Source organism: Indolivaga alginatilytica (assembly GCF_003201355.1).
Classification (GTDB): Bacteria; Bacteroidota; Bacteroidia; order Bacteroidales; family Dysgonomonadaceae; genus Dysgonomonas_A; species Dysgonomonas_A alginatilytica.
Window position 1 is genome coordinate 13,270 of the sequence record NZ_QICL01000028.1, and the last position, 12,587, is coordinate 25,856.

At 36.3% G+C, this 12,587-nt stretch carries 14 protein-coding genes and 1 tRNA gene; 4 read left to right on the forward strand and 11 right to left on the reverse strand.

Annotated elements, in window-relative coordinates:
- Positions 1-16: 16 nt before the first annotated feature.
- Genes CLV62_RS22090 through CLV62_RS17080 form a run of 3 tightly spaced genes read right to left on the reverse strand, consistent with a single transcriptional unit; the run spans position 17 to position 1,266 of the window.
- The gene (locus CLV62_RS22090; protein ID WP_110311993.1) at positions 17-670 is read right to left on the reverse strand and encodes a relaxase/mobilization nuclease domain-containing protein; all 654 of its coding nucleotides are present in this window, start codon (positions 668-670) and stop codon (positions 17-19) included.
- 18 nt (positions 671-688) lie between these two features.
- Positions 689-814 (reverse strand): hypothetical protein, encoded by a 126-nt coding sequence (locus CLV62_RS22180; RefSeq protein ID WP_262509961.1) that lies wholly within the window; start codon positions 812-814, stop codon positions 689-691.
- Complete coding sequence (locus tag CLV62_RS17080) at positions 799-1,266, reverse strand: plasmid mobilization protein (protein ID WP_110311994.1); 468 nt, start codon at positions 1,264-1,266, stop codon at positions 799-801. Before CLV62_RS17080 ends, CLV62_RS22180 begins: the two co-directional genes overlap by 16 nt.
- 544 nt (positions 1,267-1,810) lie before the next feature.
- Here CLV62_RS17080 and CLV62_RS17085 point away from each other — a divergent pair.
- Genes CLV62_RS17085 through CLV62_RS17095 form a run of 3 tightly spaced genes read left to right on the forward strand, consistent with a single transcriptional unit; the run spans position 1,811 to position 3,773 of the window.
- Positions 1,811-2,269 carry a DUF3408 domain-containing protein gene (locus CLV62_RS17085; RefSeq protein ID WP_170120087.1) on the forward strand — a complete coding sequence of 153 codons (459 nt, stop codon included), beginning with the start codon at positions 1,811-1,813 and terminating at the stop codon, positions 2,267-2,269.
- 24 nt (positions 2,270-2,293) lie between these two features.
- Positions 2,294-3,076 (forward strand): ParA family protein, encoded by a 783-nt coding sequence (locus CLV62_RS17090; protein ID WP_110311996.1) that lies wholly within the window; start codon positions 2,294-2,296, stop codon positions 3,074-3,076.
- A gap of 4 nt (positions 3,077-3,080) precedes the next feature.
- Positions 3,081-3,773 (forward strand): hypothetical protein, encoded by a 693-nt coding sequence (locus CLV62_RS17095; protein WP_110311997.1) that lies wholly within the window; start codon positions 3,081-3,083, stop codon positions 3,771-3,773.
- 270 nt (positions 3,774-4,043) lie between these two features.
- Here CLV62_RS17095 and CLV62_RS17100 read toward each other — a convergent pair whose 3' ends face one another.
- From CLV62_RS17100 to CLV62_RS17115, 4 genes are all read right to left on the reverse strand, one after another.
- Positions 4,044-4,439 carry a hypothetical protein gene (locus CLV62_RS17100; RefSeq protein WP_110311998.1) on the reverse strand — a complete coding sequence of 132 codons (396 nt, stop codon included), beginning with the start codon at positions 4,437-4,439 and terminating at the stop codon, positions 4,044-4,046.
- Positions 4,440-4,642: 203 nt separating this feature from the next.
- Positions 4,643-4,879, reverse strand: a complete 237-nt coding sequence (locus CLV62_RS22275; RefSeq protein WP_317048089.1) for an ORF6N domain-containing protein — start codon at positions 4,877-4,879, stop codon at positions 4,643-4,645.
- A 22-nt stretch (positions 4,880-4,901) separates the two neighbouring features.
- Positions 4,902-6,131, reverse strand: coding sequence for a site-specific integrase (locus tag CLV62_RS17110; protein WP_110311999.1), 1,230 nt, complete (start codon positions 6,129-6,131; stop codon positions 4,902-4,904).
- 270 nt (positions 6,132-6,401) lie between these two features.
- Positions 6,402-6,474, reverse strand: a tRNA-Gly gene (locus CLV62_RS17115).
- A gap of 91 nt (positions 6,475-6,565) precedes the next feature.
- Between CLV62_RS17115 and dprA the strand changes: the two genes are divergently transcribed.
- Positions 6,566-7,681: a DNA-processing protein DprA gene (gene dprA, locus CLV62_RS17120; protein ID WP_110312000.1), complete on the forward strand. Its 1,116-nt coding sequence runs from the start codon at positions 6,566-6,568 to the stop codon at positions 7,679-7,681.
- 74 nt (positions 7,682-7,755) lie between these two features.
- On the opposite strand, the gene CLV62_RS17125 is transcribed toward dprA, so the two are convergent.
- The 4 genes from CLV62_RS17125 to CLV62_RS17140 form a co-directional block, all read right to left on the reverse strand.
- The gene (locus CLV62_RS17125; protein WP_110312001.1) at positions 7,756-9,402 is read right to left on the reverse strand and encodes a diphosphate--fructose-6-phosphate 1-phosphotransferase; all 1,647 of its coding nucleotides are present in this window, start codon (positions 9,400-9,402) and stop codon (positions 7,756-7,758) included.
- A gap of 256 nt (positions 9,403-9,658) precedes the next feature.
- Complete coding sequence (locus CLV62_RS17130; RefSeq protein ID WP_110312002.1) at positions 9,659-10,516, reverse strand: M48 family metallopeptidase; 858 nt, start codon at positions 10,514-10,516, stop codon at positions 9,659-9,661.
- 141 nt (positions 10,517-10,657) lie between these two features.
- Positions 10,658-11,455, reverse strand: a complete 798-nt coding sequence (locus tag CLV62_RS17135; RefSeq protein WP_110312003.1) for a metal ABC transporter ATP-binding protein — start codon at positions 11,453-11,455, stop codon at positions 10,658-10,660.
- Positions 11,448-12,311: a metal ABC transporter solute-binding protein, Zn/Mn family gene (locus tag CLV62_RS17140; RefSeq protein WP_110312004.1), complete on the reverse strand. Its 864-nt coding sequence runs from the start codon at positions 12,309-12,311 to the stop codon at positions 11,448-11,450. Before CLV62_RS17140 ends, CLV62_RS17135 begins: the two co-directional genes overlap by 8 nt.
- Positions 12,312-12,587: the final 276 nt, after the last annotated feature.

Below are 12,587 nucleotides of genomic sequence, written 5' to 3' on the forward strand. Positions count from 1 at the left end.
TAATCATTCAGAGAAATCAAATCAAATAGCAGAGATAAGAGAGTCCTACATTAAACATATAATATGCCATGTCGAAGACGCTCCAAAGCATATAAATGAAAAATTTGAGAAACCACAAACGCTCGGCAAGAGATTTACTTACTATAGAAATATAACTCATACCATTATGTTCTCCTTTAACTTCTTCTATTGTTACATGAAACATTTCCAATAAAGTACGATACTCCCCCAATGATTGAAAATGATAATTTGCTATCACCGATTTAGCAATATTGCCGACTTGATGTTTAATATCTCCTGCCTGATAGTCTATTTTCTTTGTAGGTGCTTCATTTTCCCGTTTTCCTTTCTTGAGTGGAATAAGCTTAAATTCGTGTTCCAATTCCTTGCAAATTTTCATCGAACGCCTGACCTCGTAGCTATCATTAATCTTTTTGCCTGTTTCATCTATTCGTAGTGAAACGATATGCAGATGTTGTCTTTGGATATCCGAGTGCTTGAAAACAAGATAAGGCTGATTACCATACCCTAGCTTTTGCATATAGCTTTGAGCAATCTCAGCTAGTTGTTCATCTGATAGCTTATCCTTTGGATCGGGATTCAGCGAAGCATGAAATACGACGTTCTCTGTCTTTCTATTATTTGCCAGGTATGAATAAAACGAGTCCATACAATCCCGAATAGAGAATTAACCATCTGCCGAATCGAACATCTTTTGTCTGTAAATAACATCCGCCTGTTTGTCTTCTATTTTGATTTTATTGTAGTTTAAAACTCCGAAAACAGACTTTCCGGTACTTATTTTGGCAAGCATTGTTCTTTGAGTTTGGTGGCTAACTCTTCGATCTCTAACTTGGATTGAATAAATTCAAGTGTCGATTTCTCTACTATCTTTAGCATATAACGAGCCTTATCTTCCCCTATATTCCGAACCAATGTTGTAAATAGCTGATTGTAATTATTCTTTATGGCTCGGAATTGGGCAAAGAATTGTGTCAATAACATGACAAAATCAATTGTACTTTTATTAATCTGAATGATTTTTAGTTGATTGTTTAGTACACGATCTACAACAAATGATGATTTGGATTTCATTTTGGATTGCTTGTACATCTCTAAGAATTTCTCATTCTCACTATCATTTAGACGAAACATATATCTATATTTTAGACAATGGTCTTTCTTTGGGCGACCTCGCCCCCTTTTCTGTTCCTCTTGGGTCTTCTTGGGCAGTTCTGCCCCTTTAATAACAGGTTTCCTGTTCATACATCAAATGGTTAAATAGGTTCGACTTGGGAGAACCACCCTCCAACTAAGGTTGGAGCAAGAAAGGTTTTGGCAGGTGAAAATGGAATTTTCTACTGCTCAAAACACTTCTTGCTATTGTCGATTGACAATAAAATCCGCCATTGTTGGCGGACTATACTAGCAAGCGCAGGCGGTTGCTCATTATATGAAAGAATAGCATCCGAAACAGCTCACTGTTTCCATTATCCTTTTTAGGATTTTGCGATTCTCTTTTTCAAAATTAGACAATGGCTGTGAACTGATAGCCATTACTTTGGCAGACATGGTATGTCAGCTCCGGACAGAGGATGACACGGGAGTTATAAACAGTAAAAGTGATTGATATTCTGCTTTTATTTGTGGGGAAAATCAGGCAAACATGATGGATACCAACCCAATTTGCATAATAGAAAGATAGTATTCAAGGGGAGTATATATCTGATTTATTTACTCCATTGCCTATCTGTTAATGTGTCATCATGTAGGCATCAAAACAATATACAGTTCATAATAACAAATGAGTATGAAAGAAAACGATAAAACAGAGAAGAAATCAAATGTGGTTATAAACGCTAATGCCTTTATTACTCAGATGCCGTTCACAGGCATGAAGACTAACACCGAACCACTCCCTCAAACTGACACTGAGGAAGGCGAAATGGATAACAATGTAGAAGCCATTCAGTCGGAGGTAAATACTGAACCTGATAAAATGGATAAACAATCCACCAAGCGAAAGAAGAACCAAAATACGATTGACTATCCAACACTTTTCCTGAGTCGTTATGAACTTAGATCCCGACAAGGGATCTACATCGAAAAAGAAACGAATGAGACAATCAAACTGATTGTTCACAATATCGGGGATGCACGCTTAACAGTCAGTGGCTTTATCGAAAATGTATTGAAACATCACTTTGAACTATTTAAAGATGAAATAAACCAGCTCTATGAATCCAGATTCAGAAAACCAATTAAATAATAATAAACTAAAAAACAAAAGATTATGAGTCCAACAAATCAAAACAGAAAACCGCTGTATATCGCTATTTGCACACAAAAAGGAGGAGCAGGCAAATCCGTATTTACGACACTAGTCGCCAGTTATCTACATTATCAAAGAGGATATAATGTTGCAGTGATGGATTGTGACTATCCCCAGTGGAGTATTTACAAGATGCGTCAACGAGAAGCAGAACAAATTGAACGGAATAGTTTCTACCAAAACAAAGCAGAAGTGTTTTTTTCCAAACTCAATAAACTGACTTATCCGATTGTTCCCAGTCAACCCGAAGCAGGACTACAACAAGCGAAAGAGTTTCTATCACAGGAAAAGCATATATATGACGTTGTGCTATTCGATCTTCCCGGTACGGTTAATAATGAAAGTGTTGTACAAACCTATTTTAGTATGGACTATCTGTTTGTGCCTATTACAACCTCACGCATCAATATGGAGAGTACCCTGCCTTTTATGATCTCGGTAAACGAAATGATTACCATGAATCAAGGCAATATCAAACTCAGAAGTATTCATCCATTCTGGAATATGGTAGCATCAAAAGAAAAGCAGGAACTATACGACTATTATGAGAAAGCTATATTGGAACTTGGTATTCCTATAATGCAGACCCGTATTCCAAAAAGTGTGCGTTACGACAGGGAACAATCCATTGAAGGGAATGACTACTTGTTCTTATCTACTATATTTCCTCCTGACAAACCTCTATTGAAAGGAAGTAATTTGGATTTGCTAGTCGAAGAGATAATAACAATAGTAAATAATTAAGACAATGGGATTTGCGGAGATTGAACGAATGGCGACATTCATTTTTAAAGCTGTATTGTTACCAATAGCCTGTTTGTATATGGCAGGCTTGAATCTTTGGTTACTCTTTAAAGATTGGTTTAAGGAAAGGTACGCACGAAAAGGGGATGCAATGAAACAGGATAAGCGAGTCGGCAGGGTTGGCGAATCCAAAGGAGATGAAAGAAATATTCCGAGTTTTGTCGGTAAATCAAAATGGAACGAAGAACAACAGAAGCGAAAGCAGGATCAACTGGAACAAGAAGTTAAAAACCTGAAAGACAAATTGGATGAGGTTACTAAGAATCAGTCAATATTGAGTATTCCTTTAGAAGCAATCCCCAAAGAGCAAGATGCCGAACATCAAAACTCTTATGATCAGCCTGTAAGTTCGGAAGAAGAAATCATATTGGATACAACGTATGATAAGTCGGATGTTGAGCTATCAGGTAACCAATCGTTTACAATGGATGAGTTTGAGATGGTGGCGAAATCGTTGAAAGGAAATCCGGTCTCCAAAGATGAAGAAAAACAAGTAGCTGAAATTATTCCGAGAATCAAAGGAACCGATATGTTTCGGCAATTTATCGGTCAGGTCAATGGTGCGGAGGAAAAGGCATTGCAAATACTGAAATTTGCGGAAGCTATTTCACAGGGTTATTATATGTCTTATTATTAAGGTTTAAACATTAACAAATTAGGATAATACAGCCATTGTTTTGTATTTGTTCCGATATGTTTTCGATATATCTTATTTCAAAAATGATCAGCCCCGCTCCTTCGCAAATCTACATAAATATTTGCCTGAATAAAGATGGTAAACTTTGAAGGAAATGAGGTGGAAATTTCTAGAGTAGATAGCAGATATAAGACAGCCCATAAATAACTGTACCCGGTACTATCTGAAGTATCGGGTACATCTTAATTTATAATCCTGTCATTAGAGTTTTTAATTTAAGGAGAAGACGGACAGATTATGCAGAATATAAGATTCCGGCTTATTGTTATTTCTATTATAGAATTCATTTTGGACAAGCTTCCTGATGGTTTCAGCCTGAAAAGTGCGTATGCGGTAGCATAATGCAATAATTGTTTCCAGATTGTAATAAACTGTAATACGTTCAATATCCTGTTCTTTGTATCTATACTCCTTGACAGCATCTTTTTCATTTAGAATACCGGCTTTGAAAATTGCCCGTAGATTGCTTCCAATGGTATTTTGATATACCATTAGCAAGTAGGCTATTTCAGGTTTTGTCATCCAGACTTCTTCACCGGCAGGAACTATCTCTATGGAGGTTCTTGTATTGAAATTTTCAGTTATTTTGATTATGCTTCTATTCATGATAATGTTATTTTACTATTGGAATTAATCCATCACTTTTTAGGTTTTCGCTTTACAGTATGTTTTACCGAGAGTATCGCTAAATTAAGCTCCGGGGTCGTCTCAGTATCAGTCGTCTAAATGATGGCAATTGTTGTTTGTGTTGCAACAGGATTTTTGAGAATCGTCGCCAACATATATAATGCCTTTTCACTCAGACCTTGTTATTGATGTCGATGAGAATCTGAGGTTTGAAAGGTGGTCAATTTTTTTACCACCTCATTTTTATCTTCTTCTGTCAGAGTAATAACGTAACCTTCGGGGAATTTATCAGAATTATTTCTTATAGCCTGATTAATATGTTTAGTTGCCACTGCGTACAAGTTTGCGACATCTGTATTCAGTATAACCTGTTGTCCCTGAATAAGAATAATTTTATCTTTAATTTTTTCTAAATTCATTGCTTTTAATTTCAGCTTTATTTTAGGCTGTTATTGTCTGATTATCTGATACATTCAGCTTTTGGGCTAATTTATCCATATCCTCGCTCAGCTTCTTATCGATTATCCGGGCATATATCTGAGTAGTTTTTATTTTTGTATGCCCCAATAACTTCGAAACACTCTCTATCGACATACCTTCTGTCAGGCATAAAGTTGCGAACGTGTGCCGGGCACAGTGGCTGGTTATTTTTTTATCAATACCGCAAATAGTAGCAATTTCAAACAAGTAACTGTTCATTTTTTGATTACTGATAACCGGCAATAGTTTACCATTATCCTGTGAGTTTTCGTATTTCTTTAAAACAGCCGCCGGTATATCCAGCAAACGGACTTTGTAAGGAACCCCTGTTTTGTTACGTGTATCCATGATCCATAAATGACCATCTATTCCTTTCTTTATTTTATCTGTTGTCAGGTCAGATAAATCAGAGTAAGATAATCCGCAAAAGCAACAGAAAAGGAAAACATCCCTCACTTTGTCCAATCTTTCGCACCCGAATTCTTTATTCGACAGTACTGTTAATTCCTCTTGAGTCAAATACGAGCGTTCTATCTTTTCAAAATGAATCTTAAAATTGGCGAACGGGTCGGCAAAAGCTTCCCCCGTATTTTTAATATAGTAGAAGACAGCCCTCAAATGCTGAAGCGTTTTCATTGTATTATTATTGGCAGAGTTATAATTGTTGCGAAGAAACAAGTAAAAATCCTGAAGGAAAACAGTTGTAATCTCTCTGTAAGGCATATCAGTCACATCGTATTTTTCTTTCATAAATTCGCATAATCGTTTCTGTGCCGTTTCATATCTCATGTAAGTAGTTCGTGTAACCATCATACCTACTTTAGATTTGTATTGCTCATTGAATTTATCAAAATAATACATAATCGACTTGCTCTTTTCCTCTAATCCTAACAATGCGTTTTTTATTTTATCAGGAGTAACATAACCATTGACATCCGTCAGTTTGTTATAATACATAGATGCTTTAGCCCGTATATTATCCAACATACGATTTAAGTTTGCCGCATTAACACTGTTTCCTTTCGCTTTTCCATAAGTATTATCCCAAAGCGAAGGGATAATTTCGAGCTTTGTACTGAACTGCGAACGTTCACCGTCTACAGTAATTCGTCCCATTATAATCACATTACCGTTTTTCTTCGGATTACCTCTTTTGATATAAAAAAGAATCCTGAATGTACTTCTTCTCATACTCTTTCGATTTAAATTACAAAAATAAATTTAATTGATTCGAAAGAAGAACAGGTAGGCAGACAATATGCGACAAACCAGAGACTTATGCTCTAAATCGGTACCTGTTTTGGCATTTTCAAAACAGGTACCGATTTAGTACCTATTTCTTGTCTGCCGTTGGCTTTTTGTAGTCTTTAAATTGGAATAGATATTAAAAAAAATAGCTTCCAATCTATTGATTTGGAAGCTATTATCTATATATTTCTCTCTGATGTCTTTTAGACCGAGAGCGAAAGACGGGATTCGAACCCGCGACCCCGACCTTGGCAAGGTCGTGCTCTACCAACTGAGCTACTTTCGCAATACGGGTGCAAATATATACTCATTTTTTGTTTTTCCAAAATTTTTCTCCAAAAGAATTCAATATCTTTGACCTTATTTTATCATAAACTATGAACATCGATTCAACTAAACTACTATATCAGATAGCTCTTACACAAATTGAAGGCGTAGGAGATATATTAGCCCGTAATTTAATAGATACTATAGGTAGTCCTGAAGAAATATTCACATCTGCCAAGAAAACCCTGATAACAGTAAAAGGTATATCGACTTATCTGGCTGATGCAGTATTAAATTCTAAAGTATTAGAGAGGGCTGAAAAAGAGCTTTTATTTGTGCAAAAGAATAATATTCAGACATATTTTTATACGGACAGTGATTATTGTAATCGTTTAAAAGAATGTATAGATGCTCCGATTCTCCTTTATTATAAAGGAAAAGCCGATTTGAATGCTACTAAAATAGTAAGTATCGTTGGTACCCGTAAATCGACTAATTATGGAAATGATTTCTGTGAGGAGTTTTTAGAGGATCTTTCATCGGCTTTTCCTAATATACTAATTGTGAGCGGGCTGGCGTATGGTATAGATATTCAGGCTCACAAATCTGCATTAAAGCATAATCTGCCTACTGTGGGTGTATTGGCACACGGCTTGGATCGTATATATCCATCCGGTCATCGGAAAACTGCAGTAGAAATGTTAGAGCGTGGAGGACTGCTCACCGAATTCCCAAGTGAAACAGAACCAGATAGATTTAACTTTGTTCGCCGTAATAGGATTGTGGCAGGTATGTCTGATGCTACCATTGTTGTTCAGTCAGATAGTAAAGGTGGTTCTTTAATTACCGCAGAAATGGCAAATTCTTATAATAGGGATGTTTTCTCCCTCCCGGGTAGGGTTACCGATAAAGAATCGGTAGGTTGTAATATGTTGATAGAAGATAATAGAGCTATTCTGTTACAATCAGCAGATAGTTTTATCAAACATATGCAGTGGGATGTAAATAAACAAATAAGTAAGCCTAAACAGCGACAATTATTTCTTGATTTATCGGACGATGAACAAGCTGTTTATGATTTACTGGCTGCAACCGAATCATTACATATCAATTTAATAGCTAATCAAATAGGAATTCCTGTGTCTAATTTATTATCAACCTTATTGACAATGGAAATGAAAGGCATTGTAAGGACTATACCGGGTGGGTCGTATCAGCTATTATAAAAGTACATATCTTCTACTAAGCAAAGAAAGACTATCCAAAACGGATAGTCTTTCTCTATTATAATAAAGGTTTATTATTTACCTTGTTCCAATCTTAGTGTTATAGTTGTTTGGTCACAAACTTCTGTTGGTCCAAAATATTGGATAGGACCGGGATATACATACTCAGTATTAATAGCCCAATTTTCACGATTTGAAGCGAAGAATTTAAATGGAGCACCATCTAGTTTTACCAATGCTTTTTGAATTACAGGTTTCATTTCGCCATGACGACGTTCCATATTCATCATCATTGTTACAGGTACACCTCCGGCAATCCATTGATCAGCAGGGGCTGTAGTGTTGCGAACAGATGACATATAGCCTGTTTTTCCGGCAGCTATGAGAGCCGAAGCAGTGTATCCTAATGAATAGCAGTAGTCTGCATCGTAGTTAGATGGACCAGCACAACGACCTTCGTATCCGAAGAAGTGAACTTGTGGTGAAAATTTACCAGCATATTTACCTGCTTTTTTCCATTCAGCCAGACGGTTCCCAACCATTTCAGCTAAAAGCTTTTCAGTTTCGATCAACGATACCTGAACGTTTCCGTGTGGGTCACGATCCAAAGTAAGCTGACGGGCAACTCCCTCAGGAAGGCTTGCATATACTGCTGAATTGTCAGCAGAAAGTTTGCTGATAATATATTGACGTTGTTGATCTTTAGCAATAGCATCGAATTCATCTTGGTGATGTGCCAAGTAATCGTTCAATTCAGAAATAAGAGCTTTAATAGCCGGTACAAACTCGATTAATCCTTCAGGAATAAGAACTGTTCCAAAATTATCGCCTTTAGCAGCACGTTTAGCTACAGCAGTTGCTATTTCATTTACAATATCATCAAGAGATTGTTCTTTGGCTTCTACTTCTTCTGAGATAATACAGAAGTTAGGTTGAACTTGTAAAGCACATTCTAGAGCGATATGTGATGCCGAACGACCCATCAATTTGATGAAGTGCCAGTATTTACGAGCCGAGTTACAGTCACGTTGTATATTTCCGATAACTTCAGAGTATACTTTACATGCTGTATCGAAACCAAATGAAGCTTCGATCATTTCGTTTTTCAAGTCACCGTCAATTGTTTTAGGACAACCGATTACTTGTACACCTGCATTTATAGCTTTGTAGTACTCAGCTAAAACACAAGCGTTAGTATTAGAGTCGTCACCACCGATAATAACAAGAGCTTTGATATTCAATTTTTTTAGAATTTCAAGACCTTTATCAAATTGTTCAGTAGTTTCTAATTTAGTACGACCCGACCCAATAATATCAAAACCACCTGTATTACGATACTCATCAATAATATCAGCAGTCAATTCTTGGTATTTATGATCGATAAGACCACCGGGGCCCATCAAAAAACCATACACTTTATTGTCCTTGTTCAGACTCTTCATACCGTCAAAAATACCGGCTATAACGTTGTGTCCACCCGGAGCCTGACCTCCCGAAAGGATAACACCAACATTAGCAGTAGGGTAGTCAATCTTGTCAGTAGTTTCTACAAATTTAACGATAGGCATACCATAAGTATGAGGGAAAAGTTTTTCCACAGCTTCTTGGTCTGCTACTGATTGTGTTGCTGCACCTTCTTCGATTTTTACAGTACCATGCAATGCTTTAGGCATTTTAGGCTTATAAGCAGCTCTGGCTACTTGTAATGCACTTTTAGTCATGTTGTTTTTATTTGTTTATTTAAATTGGATTAATTACCGGCCTTTCTTATTTCTTTTTACCTTCCGAGAAGGAATTATCCCGAATAGATATTCTAGACAAACAATCCAAAATACAGGATATACCATCTTGTACAAATTTCGCTATTTTTTTTGAATTATAAAATAGTAATCAGATGATAAGTCAGAGGAATGATTTAAAAAGGAAAGATCCCCTGAGTTTTATCAGGAGATCTTTCTTTTTTATTATTTTATATCTTTAGAATGTCCAATCTTTAGACGTTTTGGCTGATTGATTTTTAGTAGTTGAAGTTTTTCCTCCCTTATAATATTTCATAGCTTCAGGAAGAGCTTCACGTATCTTTTTTATACGAGTTTCGTCCGATGGGTGAGTACTTTGGAATTCGGCAACACCTGCACCTCCTGCCTTTTCAGACATTCTAATCCAAAATCCTTCCGCTTCTTGTGGATTATATCCGGCCATAGACATAAAGATAAGTCCCAGTTTATCAGCCTCTAATTCCTGTTTGCGTGAGTAGGGTAGCATAACTCCATATTCGGCACCAAGACCGTATACCGAATTAGCCACTGTTTGAACGGTGCTCGAAGTTCCACTTAAAGCCACTCCTAAAGCAGCACCTCCATATTGTTGAAGCATTTGTTGACTCATGCGTTCATTAGCATGCTTTGCTACAGCGTGTGCCACTTCGTGTCCTAATACTACAGCTAAGCCTGTTTCGTCTCTGGTTATTGGTAAGATCCCTTCGTAAACAACAATTTTACCTCCGGGCATACAAAATGCATTCACATCAGCACTTTTAACAAGATTAAATTCCCATGCATATTCAGCAATCATGCTTTCCATACCATTTGCCTTCAGATAAGCTTCTACAGCATTAGCTATGTTCCGTCCTACTTTTTGTACCAATGCAGTATTTGCTTTATCTGTAGACTTTGGTGCGGTTTTCATAAATTCACCATATTCCTGCAAACTTAAGTTTAGAACCTCTTGTTCGGAAACTAACAATACCTGCTTCCGTCCCGTTAAAGGCACACTGCTACAGCTTGACAATAATAAAACTACGGCTGAAATACAGTATATAAGGATATTTTTCATTTTTTTCGATTATTATTAAGTAATAGTAAATATTTATTGTTACACTTCACAACTATAACTGTCTATCGATATTACACTTACCAAAGCAATAAAAAGGTCTGAGACCTTATATTATTGAAAACAACATTATTTAAATAATGTTCAATCGGGCAGGGGATTATCGCAGCATTTACAGCCATCGTGTTTCTCAAGGATACGATGTGGAAAATCTCCATGACCAACGATCTCTATCGGACAAGATGTATAGGTTTGTTCCAACCATTCGTTACTGACATTTGAACCAGAGTGATAATGCAGCCCTTCGTTAACGCAAGCAATGTTTTTTACCAAAGAAATTACTGTTCCTACATCATGTGAAACAATAATAATAGCAGTATTCAGGTTTATTTCCTCTAGTGTTTTGTAGAAGTTAGTTTCGAATCGCTTGTCTACATAAGAGTTAGGCTCATCCAGTATCAGCAGGTCGGGATTATCTACAATAGCACGTCCCAATAATGTCCGTTGAAGTTGTCCTCCCGAAAGATTTCCTATCGGTCTATTGATTAAAGACTCTAATCCCATTCTGTTAGCGACATCTTTAGCCTGTTGTTTTTGCTCATTCGTAAAATAAGTAAAAAACTTGCGTCTCGGAGTAAGACCTGATAAAATAACATCAAAAACAGATATAGGAAATTTCCTGTCTATTTGATTGATCTGAGGTAAATAACCTATATTTAAGCGGCTTACCGACTGATCTTTTTTATAGAATGAAATATCTCCTGTACTGGGTTTAATAAGCCCCAGCATCGTTTTTAACAGAGTTGTTTTGCCTCCGCCATTAGGACCTATAATCCCAAGAAAGTCATTCTGATATACGTCCAGATTAACATCATTAAGTATAGGTCTGTTAGCTTCGTAGCCAACAGTTATATTTTTTAATTCAAGAATCTTGTTAGTCATGTTTTTGTGCAATAGCCTTTGCTATTTTAATAAGTTCTTCATTCCATGAATAAGACAATGGATTGATAGATACTATTTCGGCTCCTATTTCTTTAGCAATCGGTTCAGCATTTTTTTTGTCGTACTCCTCTTGTACAAAGACTACTTTTACATTGTCTTTTTTAGCTTGTTGAATTAGTTCTGACATTTGTTGCGGTGTTGGATTTTTCCCTTCAACCTCAATACTGTATTGGGTTAAACCATATTGATCGGCAAAGTAACTTAATGCCGGATGAAAGATAACGAAAGATTTACTTGGAGCTTGCGATAAATAGGATCGAATAGTGCTATCTGTGGCAAGTATAACTTTTTCAAGATCTGTAAATCTATCGAGATAATAATCGTTATTACTAGGGTCTGACTCAATGATTGAGTTAAACATGTTTTTGGAGATTATAAGTGCTGTTGACGGCGAACTCCAGATATGAGGATCGCTTCCCTGATGGCTATGGCCTTCATGTCCATGGTCATCCATAATGATAGGGATACCTACAGAGCAATCAACTATCTGTAAATTAGGATTGTTGATACTTATGTTGTTTAACCATGTATTTTCGAAACCAAGATTCCCTACTTTAAAAAACATCCGACTCTTTCCGATATTTACCATTTGAGAAGGAGAAGGGTCATACGATTCGGGGTTTGATCCTGCCGGTATAGCTGTATTTATAGTGTACTTATTTCCTACAATAGCCTCCAGAAAATACTTCTGAGGCTCAATGGATACAGATAATTTATTATCTGAATCTTTATGTGTAGGCTTACACCCTGATAGGGTAAGAAGCAATAAACTAAGTGTATAAATTATATATTTCATTTCAATATGGTATGTATATAGAGACTCATTAATTACAAAAAGTAAACAAATTAAGTAACAAAAGTAACGGGTAAATGACTAAAAAGCGTCACTTTTGCATATTTTGTAAATCACTGTAAATCAAAGAATAATCATTTAAAAAGTTACAAAGGTAACAAAAGTAACACTTTTTTATGATCTTTTTTTACTGTTTCCTGATTCGGTCAATCTGTAACGACTTCACTCTGTTTACTGCTGCTTGATCCTTATATAGATAGATAAATAACTCAACTTCTA